This is a genomic window from Streptomyces sp. YKOK-I1, assembly GCF_054660435.1.
Map to the genome: position 1 here is coordinate 2,012,578 of NZ_BAAGDR010000001.1, position 24,079 is coordinate 2,036,656.

The 24,079-nt window shown below is 74.4% G+C and carries 16 protein-coding genes; all 16 read right to left on the reverse strand.

The genetic code is table 11. From position 1 onward, the window contains the following. Positions 1 to 31: 31 nt before the first annotated feature. The 16 genes from ACYQ8Q_RS08455 to ACYQ8Q_RS08530 are packed head-to-tail and all read right to left on the reverse strand — an operon-like array spanning position 32 to position 24,076. Positions 32 to 2,236 carry a hypothetical protein gene (locus tag ACYQ8Q_RS08455; protein WP_460063244.1) on the reverse strand — a complete coding sequence of 735 codons (2,205 nt, stop codon included), beginning with the start codon at positions 2,234 to 2,236 and terminating at the stop codon, positions 32 to 34. Beyond that, a complete protein-coding gene (locus ACYQ8Q_RS08460; protein ID WP_460063245.1) occupies positions 2,233 to 6,018 on the reverse strand; it encodes a putative baseplate assembly protein in 3,786 nt (1,261 codons plus the stop codon). The genes ACYQ8Q_RS08455 and ACYQ8Q_RS08460 overlap by 4 nt, the downstream gene beginning before the upstream one ends. After that, positions 6,015 to 9,059 carry a putative baseplate assembly protein gene (locus ACYQ8Q_RS08465; RefSeq protein ID WP_460063247.1) on the reverse strand — a complete coding sequence of 1,015 codons (3,045 nt, stop codon included), beginning with the start codon at positions 9,057 to 9,059 and terminating at the stop codon, positions 6,015 to 6,017. The genes ACYQ8Q_RS08460 and ACYQ8Q_RS08465 overlap by 4 nt, the downstream gene beginning before the upstream one ends. After that, positions 9,056 to 9,427: a GPW/gp25 family protein gene (locus ACYQ8Q_RS08470; RefSeq protein WP_460063249.1), complete on the reverse strand. Its 372-nt coding sequence runs from the start codon at positions 9,425 to 9,427 to the stop codon at positions 9,056 to 9,058. Before ACYQ8Q_RS08470 ends, ACYQ8Q_RS08465 begins: the two co-directional genes overlap by 4 nt. Before the next feature lie 4 nt (positions 9,428 to 9,431). Next, positions 9,432 to 9,761 carry a hypothetical protein gene (locus ACYQ8Q_RS08475; RefSeq protein WP_460063250.1) on the reverse strand — a complete coding sequence of 110 codons (330 nt, stop codon included), beginning with the start codon at positions 9,759 to 9,761 and terminating at the stop codon, positions 9,432 to 9,434. A gap of 2 nt (positions 9,762 to 9,763) precedes the next feature. Beyond that, positions 9,764 to 10,276, reverse strand: a complete 513-nt coding sequence (locus ACYQ8Q_RS08480; protein WP_460063252.1) for a phage baseplate assembly protein V — start codon at positions 10,274 to 10,276, stop codon at positions 9,764 to 9,766. A 9-nt stretch (positions 10,277 to 10,285) separates the two neighbouring features. Further along, positions 10,286 to 11,413 carry a hypothetical protein gene (locus ACYQ8Q_RS08485; RefSeq protein ID WP_460063253.1) on the reverse strand — a complete coding sequence of 376 codons (1,128 nt, stop codon included), beginning with the start codon at positions 11,411 to 11,413 and terminating at the stop codon, positions 10,286 to 10,288. A 36-nt stretch (positions 11,414 to 11,449) separates the two neighbouring features. Continuing rightward, a complete protein-coding gene (locus ACYQ8Q_RS08490; protein ID WP_460063254.1) occupies positions 11,450 to 11,782 on the reverse strand; it encodes a hypothetical protein in 333 nt (110 codons plus the stop codon). Between the two features lie 33 nt (positions 11,783 to 11,815). Next, complete coding sequence (locus ACYQ8Q_RS08495) at positions 11,816 to 12,457, reverse strand: hypothetical protein (protein ID WP_460063256.1); 642 nt, start codon at positions 12,455 to 12,457, stop codon at positions 11,816 to 11,818. Continuing rightward, positions 12,454 to 13,041, reverse strand: coding sequence for a hypothetical protein (locus ACYQ8Q_RS08500; RefSeq protein WP_460063257.1), 588 nt, complete (start codon positions 13,039 to 13,041; stop codon positions 12,454 to 12,456). Before ACYQ8Q_RS08500 ends, ACYQ8Q_RS08495 begins: the two co-directional genes overlap by 4 nt. Before the next feature lie 13 nt (positions 13,042 to 13,054). Next, complete coding sequence (locus tag ACYQ8Q_RS08505; protein ID WP_460063259.1) at positions 13,055 to 19,267, reverse strand: eCIS core domain-containing protein; 6,213 nt, start codon at positions 19,265 to 19,267, stop codon at positions 13,055 to 13,057. Next, positions 19,264 to 19,506 (reverse strand): hypothetical protein, encoded by a 243-nt coding sequence (locus tag ACYQ8Q_RS08510; protein ID WP_460063261.1) that lies wholly within the window; start codon positions 19,504 to 19,506, stop codon positions 19,264 to 19,266. The genes ACYQ8Q_RS08505 and ACYQ8Q_RS08510 overlap by 4 nt, the downstream gene beginning before the upstream one ends. Further along, on the reverse strand, positions 19,503 to 21,461 hold the full coding sequence (locus ACYQ8Q_RS08515) for an ATP-binding protein (RefSeq protein WP_460063263.1): 1,959 nt from the start codon (positions 21,459 to 21,461) through the stop codon (positions 19,503 to 19,505). Before ACYQ8Q_RS08515 ends, ACYQ8Q_RS08510 begins: the two co-directional genes overlap by 4 nt. Beyond that, entirely contained in the window at positions 21,461 to 22,648 is a 1,188-nt protein-coding gene (locus ACYQ8Q_RS08520; protein ID WP_460063265.1) for a DUF4255 domain-containing protein, read from the reverse strand. Before ACYQ8Q_RS08520 ends, ACYQ8Q_RS08515 begins: the two co-directional genes overlap by 1 nt. Next, positions 22,645 to 23,355, reverse strand: a complete 711-nt coding sequence (locus tag ACYQ8Q_RS08525) for a hypothetical protein (protein WP_460063266.1) — start codon at positions 23,353 to 23,355, stop codon at positions 22,645 to 22,647. Before ACYQ8Q_RS08525 ends, ACYQ8Q_RS08520 begins: the two co-directional genes overlap by 4 nt. Beyond that, a complete protein-coding gene (locus tag ACYQ8Q_RS08530) occupies positions 23,348 to 24,076 on the reverse strand; it encodes a hypothetical protein (protein WP_460063267.1) in 729 nt (242 codons plus the stop codon). The genes ACYQ8Q_RS08525 and ACYQ8Q_RS08530 overlap by 8 nt, the downstream gene beginning before the upstream one ends. Positions 24,077 to 24,079 lie beyond the last annotated feature (3 nt).

Here is a 24,079-nt window from a genome sequence, read left to right on the forward strand (position 1 = left end):
TTTCCCTCCCGTTTCCTCGATCGGCGCCGTGTCAGTTGGCCGGGACGATCCCGGCGTCCAGACCGGCCGGGGTGAACTCCGCGAGCCGCGCCCTCAGGTTGTCCTCGCGCTGCGGCTGGTACAGGTCGTGCAGCACCCCCAGCTCGGAGCCGTCGTCCGCGCCCCGGGCGATCTCCGCCGCGCACGACGGCGCGAGCTGGAGGTAGGCCGGCGCCCCGTACCGCCGGCCGGTGAACCGGGGCCGTACCCGCGCGGCCTCCAGCGCACGCAACCGCGGCAGGTCGGCCGGGTCCACGTCACCCGACTCGGCGAGCCGCCGCAGGTCCTCCGCGACCAGGTCCGGCTGGCAGTGGTAGCGGGGCGGGGTCCGTGAGCCCGGCGGCACATAGCAGAACCGCAGGCACCCGATCCCCCGCCGCGCGACGTGCATCAGACCGTCGAAGACCGCGTTCTCGCCCAGCCGGACCGCGTGCGCGTGCACCTCGCCGATCACCGTCGACCGCCGTACCGTCAACTCCGCGTGCGCGTGCCGGCAGTCCGGCGCCGACACCGCCTCGCGGTCCGCGGCGGTCGCGTCCAGCACCGAATCGGTGACGCACACGGTGACGGGATCGGTGCGGACCTCGTCGTTCACCACCAGGATCGATCCGAGGACGCTGTGCGCGATCTCCACGCACGCCGTGGTGTTCTCCAGCACCAGACTGGGCTCCTCCGGGTGGGTGGGGCGGCAGTGCGGCTCCAGCGACCACCCGGGGACCAGCGTCGAGTGCCGTACGACGACCGCGCCCATCGGCCCGGTCACGCTGACCCCGCGGCCGGTGACCAGCAGCCCGTCGAGCACGAACCGCGGCGGCGGCCGGCGGTCGCCCTCCTCCGCGCGGAGCGCCCGGATCTGCAGCGAGTCCGGCCGGTTGCTGTACCAGTCCAGCAGCCGCAGCACCGGCCGCCTGCGCTCCGCGCCACGCACCTCCAGCCGGTCCCCCGGCGACAGCACGAACTCCAGCTGCTCCTGGTACGCCCCGGAGTCCGCGATCTCGATCACCGCCTCCGGCCGGCCGCCATCGCGGTTGTCGCGCTGCCAGGCCGCGTAGGCCTGCTGGATCCGCTCGAACTCCTCGTCCGGCCCCACCCGGTACACCTTCGCCGCGCCCGGCGTCGTCACGTCCCGCGGGTACTCCCCGCCGCCGAGGCCGGACGGCTGGAGGAAGTGGTAGCTCACCCACACCCCGCGGCGCGGCGCCGACCGCGCCCCGAACACGATGCGCCCGAGCTCCGGGTCCACCACCACCTGGCCGCGCCGCGCCCGGTAGAACCAGCCGGACAGGTCGGCCACCACGATGTCGCTCACCGGCACCGGGTCCCGGTGCCCGTCCCGCCAGATCGCGAAGCTCTTGTCCCGGCCGTAGAAGTCCGGCAGCCGGTCGGCCAGTTCGCGCCGGGTGATCGGCGCCGGCACATGCTCCCGTCCCGCGAGGTGCTCCGGCGAGGGCTCGGGCACCGGCCCGGTCGCCAGCGGCACGTCGTTGCCGAGGATCGAGAACGTGAACTGGTTGCGCGCCCGGTCGATGCAGTACGCCGGTGCGTGGGTCAGCGGCTGCGGCCTCAGCCGCCACACGTAGGCCCCGACGTTCGCCGGCCGGTAGCGGCCCGGCCGCCGTGCCGAGCCGATGCGCGCGGCCTCGGCGAGATGGCCCTGGGTCTCGAACGGCCCGCCGATCCCCACCAGCGCCGCGTCGTCGCGCACGTCGACCAGCCCCGGTGCCGCCCGGGCCCGCCGCGCCGCCGCCTCGTCCGAGGACGGGTACAGCCTGATCGGCTGGTCACGCAGCAGCAGCCGGTGGAACTCGACCGCCCGGGACGGCCAGTCGGCCACCGACGACGCCAGCTCCTCCAGCATGGGCAGCGTGCCCTTGCGCCGCCGGGACGCCACCGTCGCGGCGACGTCCCGGCGCGGCGCCAGCCGGGCCACCAGCCGGTCCGTGGCCGCCGTCGCGAGCGCCTCCTCGTGCCCGGGCAGCAGCCGGTAGCCCACCAGGTCGCCTAGATAGGGGACCGCCCAGCTCTCGGCGGTCTCCACGAACCAGTTGTCGTAGAGCCGCTCCAGGTCGCTCTGCACCAGGTCGACCTGCTCGCCGATCACCGCGAGCAGCGCCCGCAGCGCGGACCCGTTCTCGGCGTCGGTCTGGCGGAGGTGCAGCGCGATCAGTTCGCTCAGTCGGTCCGGCCTGCGGCTCATCCGCGTACCTCCTTCAGGATCAGCGTGGTCGGGACGGCGGGTGACAGCAGCACCAGCTGTGCGGGCCGCACGCCGGCGAACACCACGACCCGGGTGCCCGCCGGCAGCGGCTCGGCCGGTGCCAGCCCGGGGTTCAGCCGGAGCAGTTCGGCGACCGTGATGCCGGCCTGTGCGGCGACCGAGGTCAGCGACTCGCGGTAGGACGCGGGGGCGGCGCCGTCGAGCGGCCGCACGTCGTGGTACTCGACGGCGTAGGACGCCCGCCGGGCCGGCACCGTCGGGTTCGGCGTGGTCAGCGTGGACGCCAGCTTCTGGAGCCCGGCCGGCGTCAGGCTGCCCGGGACACCGGCGAACACGTCCACGTCGACGTACTCGACGCCCGGCACCGCCTGCGCGGCGGCGATCGCCTCGGACAGGTACGCCGGCTGGCCCAGCTCACGGTTGTCGAACCCGAGCCGTTCCAGCAGCGCGCGTCGTACCGTCGGCTCCACCAGGTCGTAGGAGTGGTCCGGCGCGATCCTCAGCCCGGCCGACATCACCAGCAGCACGAGCTCGCGCACGTCCACCCGGACCGGCAGCTGCGGGTCGCCGTACAGCGCGAGGGCGGAGCGCAGCGAGCGGACGATCTCGCCGTCCTCGTCGAGGGTGATGTCACCGGCGCCCGCGATGGTGACGTGCATCAGCTCGCGGCCGGCGAGGATCCGCCCTGCCGCGGCCCGGCCGATCCCGGCCCGCGACCTGGTGAAGTCCTCGTAGTCGGTGATCCCGACCAGCCGGTCCAGCGCCGCCACGGAGAGCGGGATCTGCCGCCGGGTCTGCCGCAGCCCGTCCGGATCGGCCCCGCCGCCGGCCGGCAGCGGGTTGGTGACCCCGGTGACGCCGAGCGGGCGGGTCAGCGGCGTGGTCACGGTGTCGGCGGCGACATTGCCCGCGGCGCCGATACCGACCCGGTAGCGGGCCCGGACGTTCTCGTGGCCGGTGGACAGCCGGGCGCCGTGCACGCCGTCGCCGAAGCCGACCGTGGTGCGGCCGTCCTCGCCGGTGCCGGTGACGTAGACCTTCGCGGTGGGCGGCTGACCGGCGAGGCTGTCCACCTCCTGCCACAGCACCCCGTCGACCCGCACCTGGAGCGTGCTGCGGGCGCCGCGCGGGTTGTCGGCCGGCAGCCAGGTCAGCGGTGCGGCGAACAGCGTGAAGCGCTGCCCGGCCCGCCCCGCGTCGCCGCTGCCGATCGGCTCGTCCCGGGTGGCGCCGGCGTCGGCCCGTACGACATTGCCGTGGACCGTCACCGTCGTTCGGCGGTAGGTGTACGCCAGCGGTCCGGCGAGCGTGATCGTGGTGTGCACCGGCTCCCCGGGTTTGGCCGGGTCGACCGCGTGCGAGACACCGGCGACCATCGCGAGCTCGGCGGCCCGCACCCCGGGGGTGCCGGGGATGTCGGTGCGCTCGCCGGACACGATCACCCAGCGGCCCGGCTCGAGTTCGTCGTACAGCTCGGCCAGCTCGACGACTCGGCCGGCCACGTCCTCCGGGATCGGCTCGGTGGCGACGGTGAGCGGCTCGCCGCCCGCGTACACCGTGGTCCTGCGGATCTGGGACAGCTGGGTGTCCTCGGGGCCGAGCCACGCGTCCGCCAGGGTCAGCTCGGTGACCTTGCCGGTGATGCCGAAGTCCGCCTGGGAGATGACCCGGGCGGTCTCGACCCGGGTGACCAGCTTCTGCAGCGACGGTACGGCGCCGGGCCGCTCGATCACGACCCAGCTCTCGGGTCCGATGCCCGGGTACACGGCGTCCAGCACGAGCACCTTCGTCGACACCGAGCTGGTGGTCGTCAGGGCGACCGTGGCCCGGTCCGGGTCTTCTGCCCGCTCGGCCCGGCCGAGCACGACGTTGACGCCGCCGTGGGTGGTGGTCTCCTCGTCGCCGGGCTGGAGGTCCTTGACGACCGGCTCCGGGTCGGTCCCGAGCGTCGGGGCGACCTCGACGGTGATCTTGCCGTGCGGTGTGCCGCTGTCCGGCTTCGGTCCGGTGAACGTCACCGTGCGTGCGACCTCGTTGCCCCAGCACTGCAGGGTCACCGTGGCCGGTGCGCCGGCCGGTGTCGTGGTGGTGACCCAGACCCCCAGCGGCCCCACCTGGAGGAGACCGGAGAACGGCAGCGTCTGCGAGTCGCCGACCGGGCTGCCGGACTCGATCCACCGGGGGACGAGCGTCTTCGGCGTGCCGTCCTCGTACTCGACGGTGAAGGTCAGCGACTTCGACCCGGTCAGCGGCCACTCGACGTACCCGACGATCCGCCCGTTCCTGTCGTACTGCGGCTGATGCGGGGCGGTGGCGCCGAACGGGGTCGCCACCGTGCGCATCGCCTGGAGCCCGGCGAGCGGCAGCGGCCTGGTGAGGTTGACGTGGCGCCAGGCCTCGTACAGGGAGGCGAGCCGCGGGTCGAGCGCGGTCAGCAGCCGGACACCGGCGTCGGATCCGGTGCCGAACACGTTCGCCGGGTCCAGCCGCAGCGCGCGGGCGGACGACGGCTGCGGGGTGAGCGGTTTGCGCAGCGAGCCGAGCAGCGCGGCCAGTCCGAGCAGTGCCGGGTCGTCCGCGCCGGTGGCGGTGGTGGTGACGAAGCGGGCGAGGGCGAGCCGGTCGAACAGGTTCCCGTCCTCCTCCGTGGGCCGGTCCTGCTCGGGCTCCAGCCGGCCGGCCTGCTCGCGGATCGCGGTCAGGTCCGTGCGCAGTGCGGCGAGGAAGGCGTGCACCGCCGGGTACGGGGCCGCCGCCGCCAGCGACTCCTCCAGCAGCTGCAACGCGGCGTCGAGCGCCCGCGCGAACTCCGTCGGGGTCGTGATCGCGTCCGGGTCCCCGTCGTCGCGGGCTTCGATCACGCCGGGCTCGGACGGCAGCCGGTCGCGCAGCGGCACGAGCACGGTGTCGACATAGCGTCCGACAATCCTGCTGTCGCGGTACTTGTCGTCCTCCAGCAGTTCGGCGACCTTGTCCCGGAACCCGTCCTCCAGCGCGGCGAGCGTCGGCGGTTTCGCGCCCGGCATGAGCACCGAGGTGATCCCCTCGGCCTCGTCGACGGTGCTCGTCTGCACCACGTCGAGCGCCTGCCGCCCCGGTTCGGTGCCGAACACGAACAGCAGCCGGTCACCGGTCTGCAGCCGCGCCCCCGCACCGGCCAGGTGCACCTCGCGCCGGTCGATCGTGCGGCCGGACAGCAGCCGCACCGGGTAGGGCCGCCGCCGCCGCACCTTCAGGTCGTTCCACGCCGCCCGGGCCGCGAGGTCCTCGACGGTCTCGAACGACTGCGGCTCCTGGCCCGTCCCCGGCACGCTCTGGGCCCGCGACCCGGCCGGGATCGTGACCGCCCGGTCCCGGTCCACCTGGTAGGCGAGGTACACGCCCGCGCCGACGCCCGGCCGCGGGGTGTGCCCCAGCAGCCGGCCGAACAGCAGCAGCGAGTCCGCCCGGGTCGCGGTGCGCAGGTATCCCTCGTTCGCCACCCGCTCGGTGTGGAACCCGAGCAGATCGCCCAGCACCGCCCAGGCGTCGAGCCACGACAGCGCCGGGTCGTCCGGGGTGCGTACCAGCAGGTCGCGCAGCTCCGGGTACGCCGGGCCGGACAGCCGCGCCAGCGTCGACGACCAGAACGCGTGGTGGTCGCCGGTCCGGTACGCGATCTGCGGCAGCCCCGGCGGGTTCGCCCGGCTGAACGGCGTCTCCAGCTCGGTTCCGGTGCAGCAGGCTCCGCCGCCCGCACCGCACCGACAGCCCCCGGTCATCGGCCTCCCCCGATCTCGATGTGCAGTCGGCCGTTCTCCGGCCGGTCGCGGTCGTCGTCCAGCTGGGCGACCTCCAGCGGTCCGATCCGCAGCAGGCCGTCGTCCAGTTCGCCGGCGTCCGGCGCGAACAGCCTCCTGAGCCGGGTCACCAGCACGCTCGTCACGCCCGGTACGGCGGCCGCCGCCGCGACCACCCGGCTGATCCGCACCGGATCGCCGAACGTCACCGCGTCCGGCGCGAACAGCGCCAGCACGGTCCGCCGCACCGCGTCGCGCACATGACCGCGCTGATGGCCGGCGGCGGCACAGACCTGGAGCTCCAGGTCCACGGGCACCGCCGTCGCGGGCCGCACGACCACGTCGTGCCCGATCCGCCGTACGCCGTCCAGCGTGTGCGCGACCCGGGCCAGCAGCCTCGCGCCCGGCGCCCCGGTGCCGAGGGCGTCGACCGCGACGTGCACCTCCTGGCCGGTGCCGGTCCAGCGCAGGTCGGCCGCCGCCCGCTGCACCCCCGGCACCGCCGAGGCCAGTTCGGCGTAGTCGTCCGGGGTCACCGCCCGGAGCCTGACCCGGTGCGGCTGGAGCGGCGCCAGCCGTCGTACGTCGTCGAGGGCCTCCGGCTCGGTCCCGCCGCGCGCGGGCAGCGGGTTGCGCACCAGCGTGACGGCGTCGTCGTGGCCGTCGCACAGCACCAGGTGCCCGATGGCCTCGGCACCGACGTTGCCCCCGGTGCCGTTGCCCACGCGATGGCGGACCGCGATCCGCCCGCCCGGCGGAGGCGGCTCGCCGTGCACGCCGTCGCCGAACCGCAGGGTCAGCCGGCCGTCCTGCTCGGCCTCGCCGACGAACGCCTTGGTGTCCGGGGTCGCGGTCAGCAGATCGCGGCGCGGCGTCCACTCCCCCGCCGGGGTGCCGTCCGGTGTGCGGGCCGTGACGGTCACCGCGGGCAGCGCGGCGCGGGGGTCCTGGGCGAGCGCGGCGAAGGCCGGTCCGGCCAGCCGCGGGTCGTCGGCCCGCAGACCGTCGGCGTACGCCGGACCCCAGGTCTGCGCGAGCTCCTCCAGCAGCCAGCCGCCGAGCACCTCGCCGTCGCGGGCCCGGCGGGACAGCCGCGCCAGCCGCCGGATCCTGGCCCCCAGGAACGCTTCGTAGCGCAGCAGCAGGTCGCGCAGCGCCCGTGCCTCGTCGTGGGCGAGGCCGAGCCGGTCCAGCACCGTCTGCCCGACCAGGAGCCGCAGCTCGGCGATCTCCTCCTCGGTCAGCGGCCGGGCCGCGCGCCACAGCGTGGTGATCCGCGCCCTGGCCCGCGCCGCGATGCCGTCGAGCAGGTCCGCCTGCCCGGACGACACCAGCGCGGGGTCCGGGTAGGCCGTCCGGTGCGTCACCGGCCCGTCGGCCGGCTCGGGGCGGAACGGCTCCGCCGTGCCCGGGTAGGTGAGCTGCGCCAGCAGCGTGTCCAGGCTCGCCGCCTGGTCGGCCGCGGGCGCGCCGGCGTCCAGTCCGGCCCGGTCCAGCGCGGCCCGGCCGACCAGGGCGCGCACGGTCGCGACCTGTTCCTCGGTGAGCTGCTCCCCGCGCCGCGCCACGGTCATCAGCCCCACGACGGCCTCCCCGACGGGCCCCTGCTCGGGACGGTCCGGACAGCAGCCGGACGCGCACACCGGCGGGGGCGCCGCCGCCGCCGGGACGTCGTACTCCTCCGGGCTGCCGCCGCAGAAGGTCAGGTCGCGCCCGTGGTCGACCAGGACGACGTTGCCCCGCGCGACGGTCACGTCGACGAGCCGCTCGCACGCCGGGCCGCCCGTCGTGGTCAGACAGGCGCCGAACGTCAGCGCGTCCTCGTCCGCCCAGGTGACCTCCACGACCGCCCGGTCGTAGAGCGCGTCGCACGCCGGCGTCACCGAGGTGAGCCGCACCACCTGCCGGTGCGCCGGGTCGGCGTCGGCCGCCGCGCCGGTGCGCGGGCCGAGCACCTCCTCGATCACCAGCAGGTCACCGGGCACCAGGTACAGCCCCTCGTCGACGAGCGTCGCGGACGTGGCGCCCTTCGGCAGACAGCACTCCTCGTCGCCCCAGGTGTGGAACCGGATCCGGTTGTGCGTCGGCCGCAGCTCGGTCTCCCCGCTCGCGAGCGGCTCGAAGACCTCGGTCCGCACGGCCGGCGGCAGGGCGGCCAGCGCCGCCTCGGTCACGACCGCGCCCAGGTCCGGCCGCTCCACCGGGTCCACCTGGCTGACGTCGATCGCCGCGAACCGGAACGTGCCCGGCCGCAGCGTCACCTCGTCGTCCACGCCCAGCGTCACCGCGGCCCGCGCGTTGCACCCGTCGTGCATCGGGTAGTCGACCAGCCGGACGTGCCGGCGCACCGAGGTCCGCCGCCGCGCGGTGTGCAGGTACGCCTCGGTCGCCACCGCGTCCAGCTGGTACTCCAGCTGGTCACCGACGTACGCGAGCAGCTCGACCACGGTCGTCCCGAGGTCCGGCACATGCCGCTCGACCCAGGAGGGCGCGACCAGCGTCATCCGGTCCAGCAGTTGCCGGCGCAGCGTCGCGTAGTCCCGCGCCGTGTAGTCGATCACCGGTGCCGGGCGGGCGTCGTGCGCCCCGCCGCACCCGCACACGCAGTCGGACCGGGCCGGGCACTGCGGATGGAACACGAAGTCGGCACGGGAGTAGCGCGGGTCGAACCCGGCCCGCGGCTCGGTCCCCGGCCGCCCGTAGGCGTCCGGCTCCACCACGGACAGCGTGTACGGCGAGGTGTCGCCGGTGCGGTCGACCACGACGAACGCCCGGTCGTCCAGGTCCGCGTCCTCCGCGCGCTCGATCGTCACCTCGGTGACGTGCACTCCGGTGATCCGGCGGCCGCCGTCGATCCGGATGTTGCCCGGGGTGAGCCGCTTCGGCGCCCTGCCGAGGAACGTCACCACCAGCGTCAGCCCGTCGTCGTGGGCCTCCACGGCATCGACGCCGTTGAGCCGCGCGGCCCTGATGTCCCCGCGCCGGTGCCCGGTCCCGCACGATGCCGTCGCCCCGGTGCTCATGGCGCCCTCCCTTCGAAGGTCTCGGTACGGCGGTCACCGGTCGCGCGGACGAGGTACGCCACCCGGACCCGCAGCACGTTGTCGTCGCTGTCGACCACCACCGCCTCGATCTGGATCGCGTCCCCCAGCCAGCGCTCCAGCTGTGCGTGGACGGCCAGTTGCAGGGTGGCCGCCAGCTCCGGGCTGTTCGGCTCGAAGACCAGGTCCAGCAGGCCGCAGCCGAAGTCCGGCCGCATCACGCGCTCGCCCGGGCTGGTGAACAGCACCAGCTCGATCAGGTCCCCGAGGTGGCCGTCGTAGCCGACGTCGGCCGTCCGCCCCCGTCTGTCCACCCGGAACGGGAAGTCGATGTCGATCCGCTCGGTCACTTGCTCAGACCCCCTTGGTTCGTTGCTGTACGACCGTCACCAGCGGCGGCCCCTGCGGGACCTGCTCCGCGCTGAGGCACAGCCCGGTCGACGCCTGTGTCACCACCGGCGCCCCGGCCACCGTCACCCGCGCCGCCGGTGTCACCCAGCGGATCGTCACGCAGGGCTGGGGCTTGGGCCCGACGGTGAACGGGCAGCCCGCGATCAGCCAGGTGCCGGCCACGGTGGCGGCCGGCAGGCCGGACAGGTTCACCCGTGGGGCGGCGGGCAGATACGACGCCCGCCCGCCGTGCGGGCAGCTCACGGTCGCGTTCACGTGCAGCAGGTTCGTCATGGTCAGGTCACCGTGAGCCCGCCGGTGTTGACGTCCACCACATTGCCGACCAGCGAGATCGTCGCGCCCCTGCCGTTGCTGATCAGGATTCCGGTGTCGTTGACCGTGATCATCGCCCCGCCCGGTGAGCGCAGGGTGATGCCGGGGCCGCCGGGCAGGTCGGACATGAGGACGCTGTACTGGCCGCGGGTCTGCAGCAGGATGTTCGGCTGCCCCGGCGGGCCGGCCAGCGCGGGCGGCGGCACCTCGGCCACCGAGCCGAACCAGCAGCCCGTCCAGATCGGGAAGCCGGGGTCGCCCTGCTCGAACTCGATCCACACCCCGGCCCCGACCACCGGGACGGCGTACATCCCGGTCTGCGGACCGGCCACCGGAAGACACGGCATCGCGAACGTGCACGGGGTGTCGCCGAGCACGTCCGGCACCGTGGCCTGGATCCGGCCCTGCTGCAACGGGTCGACGTTGTTCACCACGGTGCCGCGGTACTTGCCGAGATACTTCGTCGCTTCTGGCATCTGTCGTCCTCACGGGAGCACGGCCGGGGTCAGGGACACCAGGCCCTCGCGGGCCAGGGTGAAGTTCTGGGTGTACGAGCCGCGCTGCAGGTTGTGCGTCACGGACTTCACGTAGTAGAGGCCGTCGTACGTCAGCCCCGCCCCGCGCACCCCGACCAGCTCGCGCGCCCGCAGCACCTGTCCGTAGCGGGTGACGTCCAGCTGGCCGGAGCCGCTCACCGCGTCGGACGACTCGACCGCCTTGGCGAGCGCCTCGGCGACCGCCTGCGCCGGCTCCTTCTTCGCGGTGTCCGCGAGCACCTTCTTCTTCAGGGCCGGCGCCGGCCGGGCCGCGAGCGGCGGCCGCAGCACGCTCACCTCGGGCACCGGCAGCAGCAGCGCCACCTTGGTGGCGGGGATCTGGACGCGGGCGACCGGCTGCTCCCGGGCCGAGCCGTCGAAGCCGAACGTCATCTGGTCCACGTTCGACAGATGGTCGGAGTTCACGGTCAGCGCGTGCTGCGGGACGCCGAGCCGCACCTCGGGTCCCCAGTAGCCCTTGCTCATCCCCGGCACCGGACCGGGGTCGAGGTAGAAGACGTACCCGTTCGCCTTGGCCAGCTCGTTGAGGTATTCGAGATCGGTGCCCGTCTGGACTTCCACCCGCTGTGTCGGCAGCGGTGTCTGCGGCACCAGCTCGGGGACGATCAGCGGCGCGATCCCGTACTGGGCGTACCGCGCGATGATCGTCGCCACCCGGATCGCCGGACCCATCGCCGGATACGTCAGACCCTGCCGCGGTTCGAGGTTCATCAGCACCGTCAGGTCCTCGCCGGTCAGCGTCAGCGTCGACTGTCCCGGCACCCCGCTCACACCGACCTCGTGCCGCAGGACGATCCCGTCCATCAGCACCGTCGGCGTCCCCCGCACGATCGCCGTCAGCACCACCCGGGTCGGCGGGTCGAAGAACCCGGACGGCAGCAGGGTCCGCCCGATCAGCCCGCTCTTCGACAGGTCGAACGCCAGCTGGAACCCGCTGCGCTGCCCCGCGCTGACCGTGATCTGCGCCGACAGCAACGCCTCGGTCACCGCCTCGGGCGCCGGCACCGCGATCTGCCGCCCCATCATCAGCAACAACCGGACGGGCGCCTCAGCCATCGCTCCCCTCCCTCTCCGTGCACCGCCGTCGTCCCGTCAGCCGGTCTGGTCCGGCAGCGTGATCCGCAGGACCCGGCCCGGGGTCCGGGTCAGGCCGGCCGGATCCATGACGGGGTTCGCGTCCGCGATCCGCCACCACTGCTCGGCGTCGCCCAGGTACCGGTTCGCCAGGTTGTCGGCGCGGTCCCCCTCGGCCACCACGTGCTCGTCGATCTGCACCAGCCGCTCCGGCGGCGGCAGGATCCGCCGCGGTGTGTACGGGATCTCGCGCCCGTCCGCCGTCGTGTGCACCGACTGCCCGACGCCGTGGTACCTGCTGGTCCGCGGATACGGATCCGGCGCCGGAATGTCATCGAGCATCCCTGCCATGCCCTGCCCCCTTCTTCGTTCGGTGTACGAGGATCAGATGCCGGTCAGTCCGAGCTGGGCGAGCCGGCCCGCGGCGAGCTGCCCCGCCAGGCGCTCCTTCTGCGCGAGATGCGCGAGATACAGCTCCGCGCCGCGATGCCCGGCGGGCAGGTCGCTGACGGTCAGCAGCCGCAGCCCGACCGCGAGCGTGGCCCGGATCGGCTGCAACTGCTGGTCGAACGCCTCCTCGGTGACCGAGAGTTCGGTCAGCCGCACCGGTACGACGCGTCGCGGACCCCAGACGAACAGCGTCAGCGGCTGCTCGACGGGCGTGATCTCGAGCATGCCGAGCCCGGCCAGCCGGCTGTTCGCCCGCACCTGCGCGGCCGGCGGCTGGATCAGCATCTCCAGTGCCGCCAACTGCGGATGGACACCGAGCGGCGACGGCACGGTGAGCTGGTCGGTGGCGTCCAACTCGGCGGTGAACTTCCACGACTCGACCGCCGGCCCCTTGAGCCGCAGCGCCTCGGTCCGATCCCCCTGCTGCTCCCCACCGCCCACCTGCGGCGCGATGCTCCGCTCCAGGGAGTCCGGATTGAACTGCAGCACGACGACCCGCTGCGGTGTCCCCCGCTCGGGGTCCACGATCACGATCCCGGCCTGCACCGGCTTGGGGAGATCCGCGTACCTGGTCATGCCTGTTCCCCCTTGAACCGGCCGGCGATCGCCGCCGCGCGGCGCAGTTCCGGCACCTCGTCGGTCGTGGCGACTCGTTCCAGCAGCTCCCCGAACTCCGGCCAGCGCGAGAACGCCGTCGCCCAGATACCGGCTCTGCGGATGTCCTCGGCGTCCGCTTCGATCGCTGCCGCGATCCGGCGGTGGATCTCCTCGTCGAACGCCGCCGGTGCGCCGAGTCCCAGGCGCAGGATCGCCGACGCGTGCTGCTGCGCCGTGGCGGCCGAGTCGACGTCGTCGAGCAGCTGCTCAGGGGAGGGCGCGCGGAACAGTTCGGCCAGGACATCCGCCATCTCGTTCACGTTCCGTCGGTCGTCCCCCTCGACCTGGAGGAAGCAACTCGCCAGCGAGGTCTCCTCGACGTAGTAGAGGTCCAGTCCCGGAGCCAGCTCCCAGGCGAGTTCGCGCGTCACCCCGAACCGTGGATCGGAGGTGGCGTCCCGGATCAGCTTGAACTCGCGCCGGCTTGCGAACTCCGTCAGCGCCGGCAGCGCGGAAGGGCCGGGCAGGACCAGCCTCCGGCTCCTGCATACGTCCACAGTCATCGACTCCTTCTCGTCACCGCGGATCCAGGAACCCGAGTCGGCGCAGCACCATGTCGATCACCTCGTCGTCCACGCGCTGGAGCAGCTTCGGCCTTTCCTCCGGAAGAACCACCACTCCCTCGCCGAAGTGCAGCGCGAGCAGGATGTCGATCTCCTTGCGAAGCATTCCGACCGGAGTCTCGAGTCCTCGTCTGAGCTGCTCGTCGGTCTTGCTCCTGTTGTAAGGAACCCGGAAGCGCATGCCCTCGACGTACTTCTGGTCCAGCTTCGACAGCCGATCGCGATGCTGCCCGACATAGGCCAGCTGGTCGGCGGGGGACATCGCGGGATCCAGCCCGCTCCTGACCGCCGACAGCTGGCGGAATGCCTGGACCGACCCGGCGCGCATCCAGGAGTTCTCACGGTGGGCCGTCTTCAGCATCGACGCGACACGATCGGGAGGCGTGTTGACGATGTGCTGCAGATTGGCACGTCCGATGAATGCCCCCTCGGGCGCCCTCAGGCCCTCGGCCAAGGTGTGCGTCTTCTGCAGGTACACGGCCGCAGCGGCTGCCCTGGTATCGGGAAGGCTGTTGTAGTCGTTGAGCTGGGCGAAGCGCAGATAGTCCTGGAACTTCTGCGCGCCCACGTCCTTGACGCCTGTCTGAATGATCCCGAAGTAGGACTCCCGCATCATCTCGCCGGTTTTCGGGTCCTTCATACGGAAGACACCGTTCGAGCCGACCTCGATCGGGAAGCGCGCGTTCTCGGCCTGGATCAGTTGAACGGGATTCCCGGCCGTCTTCTGCACGGACATCTGGTGGAATTCGGCCAGTGTGTGGCCACCCTGCACGGCAGTGAGCGTGGTCGGGTCGGCCGGCTGTCGCGCGCCTTGGCGTGCCGAGCCCTCACGTTGGCGACGAAGGATCTCGTCGATCCGCCTGGCCACGCGGTGGCTGATGTCCAGAAGCCGTACCGTCTCCTCGTCGGTGACGGGCTGCTCGGGGCTCAGACCGGCACGGATCTGTCCCTTGCCGCCGTTCGAGAGGGAGAGCCTCTTGAGGCGGTACCAGCCCCGCAGGCCGGCCAGGACTCCGAGCAACGGCCCTTTGCGCACCCCGGACTTCAAGAGCCTCCGCAGCACGGGCCGCAGCCTCGCGATGATCCGGGCGAGCCGCACCTCCTTGGACTCCTGGGGTTTCTTCCTCTTGTTCCGGCGGTTCTGCCCGCGGCGGTCCGCGACCTTCTTGCGCCAGGCCCTGAATTTCTCCCTGCCCTTGGTCACCAGGTTCTTCAGCTTGCGGGCGCTCGTCCTCAGCGCGCGGCCGAGCCTGCTGTTCGCGAGCCTGGCACCCAGGCGCCTGATCGTCCGGTTGACCGTCTTCAGTGCGGGCCCGACCACCCGGCCGACCGCGCCCGCCGCGCGCCGTACCCCGTCGGCCGCCCCGCGCAGCCCGCTTCTGGCCGCGGCGCCCACCCGACGCGCGCCCGAACGCACCGCCCGGGCCCCCGCGGTGACCCCGCGCCTGACCGCCTGCGCGGCGGCGACGGCACCGCGCCTGACGGCCGTCACCCCGCGCCGTACCGCCTCGCGGGCGGCGTTGACCCCACGGCCGGCGGCCTTCTTGACGGCGCGGGCGCCACGGCCCAGGCCCTTCATGATCCTCTCGGCGATGCCCTTGAGCTTCGTGCCGACGCCCTTCAGCGCCTTCCCGATCCGCGCCATCAGGAAGTTCGCGATGAACTCCAGCAGTGCCACCGCACCGGCCGCGACGGCCCGCGCGAACAGGCACGCAGCCGCCACACCACCGGCCTTCACCGCCTTCAGGAAGGTCAGGAACGCGCTGAACGCGGCGATGACCCTGCTGACGCTCTGGTAGGCCGCCATCACGCCCTGGGCGATCGCGATGATGCCGCCGGCGGCCGGGACGATCAGGCCGATCAGTTTCTCGACGACGATCGAGACGATCATCGCGGGCAGCGACCTCACGATCGCCTGCCAGGCCATCCTGCCGATCTGCGCGACCGACATACAGCCCTTCACCAGCACGTTCCACAGCATCCTGCCGATGCCGACGACGGACTCGACCTTCTCGTTGAACCACACCTTGACCGCGGTCCTGATCGCGCCCCAAAGGAAGGTGCGGACCCCCTCCCTGGCCGCGGCGCCGAGCTTGCGGATCCAGCCGATCGGGTCCGGCGCGATGTCCTTGACCAGTGCCGCGAGTTCTCCGAGAAGCTTGATCGCGGAATCGACGAACGCGATCGCCTTCATCACCGCGCCGCGGACCACCTCGACGGCCGCGAGCAGCGCCTTCTCGTACAGCCGCAGAACCGCGACCAACGCGCCGGCCAGGGCGTCGATGAGCGCGTTGACCGCCTTCTTCAGCCGGTCGGCGAGCTGCTGCACCTTGGCGACGGCGGCGTCGCGCATCGAGACGATCGCCCTGCGCATCTTCTCCGCGACGGCGGGGAAGACCGTGCCGATCACACTCACCACGGCCAGCAGCACGTGCGCGAGGCCCTTGATGAGGCCGGTGATCGCCTTCGCGGCCAGGTCGATCAGTCCGTCGACCGCCTTCTTGAAACCTTCCTTGATCGCGTCGATCGCCTTGACCGCCAGGTCGAACACGCCCTTGATCACCGAGACGAGGGCGTCGAAGGCCGCCTTGACCTTGGACTTGGCCCAGCTCCACCAGTTGGCGGACTCCTCCTTCCCGGCCTCGCGCTCCTTGCGGGCCTTCTCCTCGGCGCCCCGGCGCTCCCTCCCGATCCGGTCGTTGTCCTCGTTCCTGCGCCGGTCGACGGCGGCGTCGGCCTCGGTCTTCTTCGCGCCGGTGTCCTCGCGGGCCTTGGTGTGCGCGTCGTTCGCGGTCCTGGTGTTGTCCTCGACCGCCCTGTCCTGCTCGTCACGCCACTCACCGCGCCGGCCGGCCGCGTCCTCGCGCGCTTCCTGGCGTACGGCGGCCTGCTGGTCGCTGTTCTCCGCGACCGTCTGCCGGACCCGGGCCCGGTTGTCCGCCTTCGCCTGGTCGGACTGGTTCTGCTTGTCCTGCCGTGCCCCGCCCATCCGGCCGCGGCCGTCGGCGAAGCCCGCCTGGATCTGCGGGCCGCGTTCCTGTGCGGCCACCGCCGACACCGTGTCCGGATCCGCCCCGCCGGTGCCCGGACCGCCCGCCTCGGCGGGCGCGCCGCCTGCGGGTGTGCGTCCTGGCACCGAGGCGGTGAGCGTCTCGCCCGGCGCGTCCGGGTAGACCTGGTCCTCGCCCAGTCCGACCGCCGCGTCCTGCCGTCCGAGCGCGTGCGTCCGGTTGATCCGGTCCTCGGTCTGCCGGCGCTGCTCGTCGGCGAGCGCAGGATCGGTCTCACCTGCGAGCCTGACCCTGGGCACGGCGCCGACGGTGGTGTACAGCCGGTCGTCACGGGTGGGTACGCCGTTGACCGCGCTCTGGAGCTGCTGGATCTCGGCGTCACCGGCCTTGTCCTCACCGCCCCCGGCGACGACCGGGTCCTTGACCCGGGTCGCGGGATTCGGGGTGTCCGCGGTCGGGGGCGGGGCGGCCTCCCGCTGCCGGGCGAGCGTCTGCGGGGTCACCTCGCTCATCGGCTCGACCGCGGTGGACACCGGCCCACCGGTCTGCGGGGCACCGGCCTGCGTCCGGGGCGCGCCGCTCGGGCGTTCGAGGGCCGGCGGGGCGTCCCGGAGGTCCTGGTGCTCCTGGCCGACCGTGGTGCTCACGGCCCGGTCCACGCCCCCGAGCGCCTGTGCCATCCGGGCGGGCGGCTGGGAGGAGACCGTCGTGAGCGCGGCCGTCGGCTCCTGGCCGGAGAGGTCCGGCGGCTGTGCCTGCGGCCTCCTCTCGGCCGGGGCCGGTGCGCCGCCCCCGCCACCGCAGCCGGCTCCGCCTCCGTCCTGGGTGTCGGCCTCCGTGGTGGCCGCCGGCGCTCCGGCGCATCCGCCGCCGCCGGTCTCCAGCGAGCCCTCGGGCCCGGCGCCGGGAGCGGTGCCCGCGGGCCCCGGCTGTCCGGGCGCCGTCGACTGCGCCGCCCCCGGGCCACCGCCGGGCGCGGCCTCCGCGAGCTGCGGGTCGCCCGGCATCGGTTCGGTCGCCCGTGGCTCATCCGGCACGCGCGCGCCCGGCCCGAGCGCCGTACCGGCGCCCGACACGGCCGAGGAGCCGACGGAGTCGGGGGCTGCTGCGGGCCCGGCCGTCGCGGGGGCGGCTGCCGGCGCCGTCGAGGCCGGACCGGCGACGGTCGCGGCGGGGTCGGCGGCAGCCGGTGACGGAGCGGCGGCCGTCGAGGGGGCCGGTGCCGAAACCGCCGGGTCAGCGGCGGCGGGCTCCGCGAAGCCGGTCGCCGAGCCTGAGGCGGCGTCGGCCTCGGACGCCGTCCCCGGCTCGTCGGACGCTGCCTCCTCCCCCTCGGCCTCGACCGCCCTGTCCTGCGGGCTCTCCGCGTCCGCGCGCTCCAGCTCCGGCTCCGCGGCCCGCTCGGCCTGCTCCGCGCGCTCCAGGTCCCGTGGCTCGGCCTCGACCGGCGGCGGTGCGGGCATGCTCGGCAGCTCGCGCGGCTTCGGCGGGGTGGACCCCGGCGCGGCGTTCAGTTCCTCGTCGGCGGTCGGCACCGCGGAGAGGTCCGGGTCGGTCTTCGGTACCGGGTCCGGGGCCGGTTTGTCCGCCCCGGCCTCCCGCTCGGCCCGGTCGGCGGCCTGCTGGGGCGGTTCGGGCTCGGTGGCCGCCTCCGGCGCCGGTACCTCGGACTCCGCGCCGGCCTCGGTGTGGAGCGGCTTCTCCTGCTCCGGCGGTTCGTCCTGCCTGCCCTGCTCCTTCACCAGCCCGTGCCGGGCCAGCGGGCCCTGCGGGTCGTTCGCGACCGCCTCTGCCCGGTCCTCGCGCACCGGGTCCGCGCCTCCGCCGTCGACCGGGGCGGCCGCCCCGGCCTGGGCCCCGACGACCGGTGCCCGACCGATCGGCTCGGGCGCGGCCACCTCCGGCGGCACGGCCCGACCCTCCGCCGCCGCCTCCGCCCGAGCAGGCCGGTCCTCGGCGGCGGGGTGCTCCTCGCCCTCCGCCTCCGGCCGCTCACCCTTCTCGGTGGCCTTGCGGTGCTCCTCGTCCTCGCGTTTGTGCAACTCCTCCCGGGCGGAGTCCTCGCGGCGCCGGTCGTCGAGCGCCACACCCTTCTCGCGCTCGGCGTCCTGCTGGTCCCTGACGTCCCTGGCGTCCCTGGCGTCCGTGTGCGCCGCGTCCTCGCCGACCCACTCCCCCTTCCCCTCCCCCTCCCTCTCCCGGCCCCGCTCCTCGCGCCCGTCGCGCTCCAGGTCCGCGCGCTCCCGCTCGTCCCCCGCCGTCCGCTCGGCCCGGTCGCGCCGCTCGGTCCGCTCCCGCTCCGCCGGCTCCACGACGGGCTCCGGCACCACGGCGGTGTCCACCGGCGGTCCCGCGGACGTCTCGGCGGCGAGGACCAGCTGTTCGACCCGCAGCTGGTCGGCCGACGACAGCCGCTGCCGCAGCCGGTCCAGTACAGCGGTCCGCAGCTCCGGAGCCAGCCGTACGAGCTGCTGCCGCACGCGCCCCGCCGCGTCCGCCGGGTCGCCGCGCAGGGTACGCACCACGCCGGCGACGATCCGGTCCACCAGCGCCGCGGGGTCCAGCTGTTCGGCCCGCAGCTGGGACACGTCGACGCTGATGAACCGCAGCCACGACACCGGCTGCGCGCCCCGCCGCGCCACCGCCTGCTCGCCGCCGCCTCGGGCCGCGGCGCCCCGGTCGCCGGGGCCACGGTCCACCTGCGCCTCGGCCTCGCGCTCGACCCCGTCCAGCGGCCGGCTCAGCGCGCCGTCCTGCCGGCCGAGCCGCAGCCGGCCGGGCGCGTCCGGCCGCTGCACGGTGTGCAGGAGCTCGTGCGCGAGCAGCCGCAGCCCCTGGGCGGTCTCCGGGCGGTACCTGCCCGCGGCGAAGAAGACGTCCTGGCCGACGGCGACGGCGTCCGCGCCGACCAGCGCGGCCAGCGCGGCGGCGTCCCGGTCGCTGTGGATCCGGACCGCGCTGAAGTCGTGACCGAGCCACTCCTCCATCACGCGCCCGACCCCGGGCTCCAGCGGCTTCCCGGCCTGCGCGAGCACCGCCTCCGGTGCCGGGGGCGTGCGCCGTGCCCCTTTTTCCCGCAGCGGTGTGGACCGCTTCGGGCGCTTGCGGCGCGGCGGCTCCGGCTGCTGCTGCCGTACCGGCGTGACGGCGCTCATCGCACCAGCCCCCGGTGCACGGCCCGCGCCAGCTCGCGCCCGAGCCGGCGCGGGGACGTCGTGGCGGGCAGGGGACGCAGGCCGCTCAGCACGTCGTGCGCGACGGCCTCGGCGGCCGGCGGCCGCTCGGTCAGCAGCCGGGTGAGCTCGCGGGTGAACGCGCGCGCGATCCGGTCCGCGTCGGCGCGTCGCATGCCGTCGACGCCACGGATCACCAGCTCGTCCACGTGCAGGCTCACACCCATCCGGCCACCTCCGTGGAGGTCACCGAGCGCTCGAGCTTGGCGTACTCGGTGTGCGCGGCGGCGAGCAAATGCCGCATCCGCAGCTCGGTGCCCTCGTCGGCGGCGAGGAAGGCGGCCGACAGCGCGATGTTCCGGATGCTGCCGCCGGCCACCGTCAGTTGCGCGAGCCGGTCGACCGCGACCCCGTCGGCCGGGACCCGGGGAGGGATCACCCGCCGCCAGATCTCGGCCCGTTCGGCCGCGTCGGGGAACGGGAAGTCCACCACGAACCGCAGCCGCCGCAGGAAGGCGTGGTCCAGGGCCTTCTTCTGGTTCGTGGTCAGGACCGCCAGGCCCCGGTACGACTCCATCCGCATCAGCAGATAGCTGACCTCGAGGTTGGCGTACCGGTCGTGCGAGTCCTTCACCTCGCTGCGCTTGCCGAACAGCGCGTCCGCCTCGTCGAAGAGCAGCACCGCGCCGCCGCGCTCGGCCGCGTCGAAGATCCGGCGCAGGTTCTTCTCGGTCTCGCCGATGTACTTGCTGACCACCTGGGAGAGGTCGATGACGAACAGGTCCAGCCCGAGCGCGCCCGCCACCACCTCGGCGGCCAGCGTCTTGCCGGTGCCGCTGCCGCCCGCGAACAGCGCGGTGACGCCGAGCCCGCGCCGCAGCACGTCCTCGAAGCCCCAGTCCTGGTGGACGGTGGCGCGCTGCCGGACGTGCGCGACGATCTCTCGCAGGATCCTGCGCTGCCGCTCCGGCACCACCAGGTCGTCCCAGCCGGCGCGCGGCTCCACCCGGCGGCCCAGCTCGTCGAGCGCGATCCGCGCGTGCGCCAGGCCCGCACGCCAGGCCGCCTCCCGCACATCGCCGCCGGCCTCGCGGGCGGCCGCCCCGGCGGACCGGATCACATGCCCGGGCAGGCTGAACTGCGCCACGAGTGCCGCCACGTCGACCTCACCGCCGCGGCCGTCGAGCTCGGCACGCCACAGCTCGCGCTGCTCGGCCTGCTCCAGCGGCTCGACGACGAACTGCGCGCGGTGGGTCGCGGCGGCGGTGAGCGGGTCCTGGCCGGACAGCACCACCGGCACGCCAAGCATCGCCACGAACGCCTCCGCGGCCGTCGCCTGTGCCGTCCCGGCGACCTCGACCAGCAGCACGGCGGGCAGCAGTACCCCCTCGCGCTCCCAGAGCCGGGCCAGCACCGCGCGGTCCGCGGGCTCGGCGGGCAGATCGGCCGCCGACAGCGTGAACGTCGTGAAGCCGGCCGCCAGCGCGGCGGTGACCGTCACCTCGCGCCGGGTCTGCAGGTCGCCACCGGACAGCGCCGCCACCCGGTCCGCGCCGACCGCCGCCGCCAGTTCGGCCGCCAGCCGCGCCTGCGACTTCGGCAGACGGCCGGGTACGGCGGTGCGCGCGACCAGTCCCTGGAGCCGCGGCTCGACCTGGGACACCCCCAGCAGGAAGTGCAGCACCCGCTCGTCGATCCTCAGCCGCGCGGTGGTCAGCACCCCCTCGTCGGCGACCTCGACGAGCCGGTACCGGCGCAGCGGCGCGTCCGGTGTCAGGGCGCTCCAGTGCGGCTCGGCCAGGGCGGCGAGGGCCAGGGCGAAGGTCGGGAACTCCGGCCCGCCCGCCGCCGCGCAGCGCGCCGCCGCTTTCGGCCCCAGCTCCATGGCCGCGCACAGCACCAGCAGGTCCCGCTCGAACGAGGTCAGCCCGAAGCAGGCGACCACCGTCGCCAGCGCGCCTTCGTCGTACGGGACCCCGCCGCGGCCTTCCTCCGGGGCCCCGTCGGCACCGGTGTCCGTCGTCGCGTGCCGGGACCGGCGCCGCAGCCGTCCGGGAGCGCCGCCGTCGGCCGCGTGGTCGGCGGCGGCCCGGGCGTGCGCGTCGAGGCGTGCCAGGACACCCGCCACGGCCTGGGCCATGACCGCCGCGTCGGCCTCGCGCCCGTCGTCGTCCATCAGAACTCCACCGCCGGTGTGCGCAGGTCCTCGCCGACCGCCGTGTCGACGCCGTCGATCCGCAGCCGCAGCAGATAACCGCCCGCGGCGACGCCCGGTGCCACGACCGCGACCGTCTTCGGGTCCCGCGGACCGGGCAGCGGGTACGCCGCGTCGAAGCGGTGGCCGCCGGGCCCGTCGAGCCCGTCCAGCAGCAGCGACACCCGCTGCCGGTCGCCGACGGGGGTGTCCAGCGTGGCGAGGACCCGTCCGTCGGTGACCTCGGCCGCGGTCACGGTGGCCTGCCGCGCCATCGCGATCTCGTTCGAGTCGAGGACGCGGACCGAGTCGCCGAGCGCGATCTCGTGCCGTACCCGTACCGGGTGCACCCCCGGGGGCAGGGCGGCGGGCGGGGTGAACACCACCCGGCCGTCGTCGACGGCGGAGGGGGCCACGGGCTCGCCGCCGACGTCGACGGTGACCTTCTCGCCGTTCAGGTCGTGCCCGGTCAGCACCACGTCGTGGCCCGACGGGACCGGGCCGGGCCGTGGTGCGGCGTCCGAGCCGGCCGGGCGGCTGCGCAGTTCCTCCACCACCGGGCGCCGGCCCGGGACCACCCGGACCCGGTGCTCCCGGACGGGGCGGCCGGCGGCGGGCGTCTGCCTGCTCTCGAGCAGCAGCAGGGACGCCTCGAACGCGATCGACGGCGTGTACGGCGTCTGGATCAGCATCGACCACAGCTTCGACAGGTCGTCGAGGTCCATCTTCGAGGGCGTCAGCCGCACCGCCTGCGGCGACGCCGCGAGGTCGGCGCCGGCCAGGAACGCCTGTCCGGCGGCCGTCTCCAGGTCCTGCGCGGACAGCGCGGGCTGCTCGTGCAGGGTGCGTGCCACCGAGCCCAGCAGGGCCTGCGGCACGAGTTGGGTCTCGTTGCCGTAGCAGCTGATCAGGTAGTGCAGGTCGTAGGCCGCGGTGGGGGTCCGCAGCAGCCGCCCGGCCCCGTCCCGGGTGGGTGTGTCGGCGTTGCGCCGGGACGCGTTCGGGGTGATCCGGTAGCAGAACACCGTGATGGTGGGCTCGGTGACCGGTTCACTCGGCGGTTTGCGCGCCTCCACCTGGACGGCGTAGGGCACGTCGGACTGCACCGAGCGGGCCAGCAGACCGCGCAGCGCCTCCGTGGCCTGGGCGATCGCCAGGTGGTTGCTCATCTCGCCTCCCGCCGGTCCAGGAAGGCCTCGAGGCCGACGGCCGGCTCCGGCCGTACGGTCCGGCCGGTGCGTTCCCGCCTCGGTTCGGGCGCGGCTGTCGTCACCTCGAGCCGGCCGATGGTGACCTGGACCGCCGGTTCGGCCGGTGCGGACGGTGCCTCGCGCCGCCGGACCTCACCGGCGGTCCGGGGCGGGGGAGGCAGGGCCGCGGATCTCGTCCGCGCGGCGGCCGCGGGCCGGACGGAGCGGGTCCGTTCCGGGGCGTCCGCGACAGGGCGTCGGGACACCGGCTGGGCCACGACCTCGACGACGGCGTCCGCCGACAGCACCAGCCGCTCCACGACGCTCCGCAGGACGGCGGGTGCGGTCATCTGGTCGCCGCCCGGTGACTCCGGTGGCACGGCGCGCACCGTCTCGATCGACCGTACGGTCCGCTCGATCCGGCTGAGGACCGACGGTCGTGGCGCGGGGGTCTCGTCCTGACCGGCCGGGGCCGTCGCGCCGGGTGCCGGCGAGGCCTCCCGCACCGGTTGTGACGGGGCGACGGCCGCGTCGGTCTCGGTCTCGGTCGGCGGCGCCGCCGGAAGCCGCTCGAACGGCATCGCCAGCCGCGGCCGTGCCCGCGCCACGGCGGCGTCCGGCAGGGGCGTCGCCCCCGTGCGGGCGAGCAGCCGGTCGAACAGGTCCGGTGTCCGTGTGTCAGCCATGTCCGGCCAGCTCCAGGTAGTAGCGGCGGCGCAGCGGGGAGAGCGCCAGGACGTCGGGTTCGGTCCACCCGTAGCTGGAGGCCAGCGCGTGGACGTCGGCGAGCGTCGTACGGGCCCAGGAGTCGAGTTCGTCCCACAGGTAGGCCGCGATGTCGAGCTGGGCCCGCACCTGCCCGCCGCAGTCCGGGCACGCCATGGCGAACGAGATGTCGGCCGCCGGATCCGCCGCCGCCACCGCCTCGGCCAGCAGGTGGACGACGCGCTCGGGCAGCCGGTCCGCGGGCACCGCCCGCTCACCGCGCCGCGCGTCGAGCACCAGCCGGGCCGCGAGCCCGCGCCGTGGATCCTCCGCGCCCCGGTCGTACACCGCGAGCAGATCGGCGGGCGTCGGCAGCCGGAACCGTACGGTCCAGTCCCCGTCGGTCAGCGGCTCCGGCTCGGCCGCGGGCGCGGGTGCCGCCAGACCCGTCGCGTCGACGTCGAACTCCAGGTCCGCGCCGCACGCCGGGCAGTCAGTCCGGACCGACAGGACCTCGCCGAACAGCGCGGCGCGCAGGCCGAGCAGGTCGGCGTCCCGGGTCCCGACCGGCACGCCGAGCAGTTCGTCGGCCGACCGCCCGGGCCGGGCCAGCGCGTGCAGGAGTACCGCCCGCTGGGCCGAGGAGGCGGGCAGCGCGAGCCCGATCTCCCAGGCGGCGAGCAGCTCCTTCGGGGCAGCCACCTC

What these genes read in the sequence shown, in the direction of transcription:
- ACYQ8Q_RS08455 (WP_460063244.1), bottom strand. Translation starts at nt 2,236, where the DNA reads ATGAGCCGCAGGCCGGACCGACTGAGCGAACTGATCGCGCTGCACCTC.
- ACYQ8Q_RS08460 (WP_460063245.1), bottom strand. Translation starts at nt 6,018, where the DNA reads ATGACCGGGGGCTGTCGGTGCGGTGCGGGCGGCGGAGCCTGCTGCACC.
- ACYQ8Q_RS08465 (WP_460063247.1), bottom strand. Translation starts at nt 9,059, where the DNA reads ATGAGCACCGGGGCGACGGCATCGTGCGGGACCGGGCACCGGCGCGGG.
- ACYQ8Q_RS08475 (WP_460063250.1), bottom strand. Translation starts at nt 9,761, where the DNA reads ATGACGAACCTGCTGCACGTGAACGCGACCGTGAGCTGCCCGCACGGC.
- ACYQ8Q_RS08480 (WP_460063252.1), bottom strand. Translation starts at nt 10,276, where the DNA reads ATGCCAGAAGCGACGAAGTATCTCGGCAAGTACCGCGGCACCGTGGTG.
- ACYQ8Q_RS08485 (WP_460063253.1), bottom strand. Translation starts at nt 11,413, where the DNA reads ATGGCTGAGGCGCCCGTCCGGTTGTTGCTGATGATGGGGCGGCAGATC.
- ACYQ8Q_RS08490 (WP_460063254.1), bottom strand. Translation starts at nt 11,782, where the DNA reads ATGGCAGGGATGCTCGATGACATTCCGGCGCCGGATCCGTATCCGCGG.
- ACYQ8Q_RS08495 (WP_460063256.1), bottom strand. Translation starts at nt 12,457, where the DNA reads ATGACCAGGTACGCGGATCTCCCCAAGCCGGTGCAGGCCGGGATCGTG.
- ACYQ8Q_RS08500 (WP_460063257.1), bottom strand. Translation starts at nt 13,041, where the DNA reads ATGACTGTGGACGTATGCAGGAGCCGGAGGCTGGTCCTGCCCGGCCCT.
- ACYQ8Q_RS08505 (WP_460063259.1), bottom strand. Translation starts at nt 19,267, where the DNA reads ATGAGCGCCGTCACGCCGGTACGGCAGCAGCAGCCGGAGCCGCCGCGC.
- ACYQ8Q_RS08515 (WP_460063263.1), bottom strand. Translation starts at nt 21,461, where the DNA reads ATGGACGACGACGGGCGCGAGGCCGACGCGGCGGTCATGGCCCAGGCC.
- ACYQ8Q_RS08520 (WP_460063265.1), bottom strand. Translation starts at nt 22,648, where the DNA reads ATGAGCAACCACCTGGCGATCGCCCAGGCCACGGAGGCGCTGCGCGGT.
- ACYQ8Q_RS08525 (WP_460063266.1), bottom strand. Translation starts at nt 23,355, where the DNA reads ATGGCTGACACACGGACACCGGACCTGTTCGACCGGCTGCTCGCCCGC.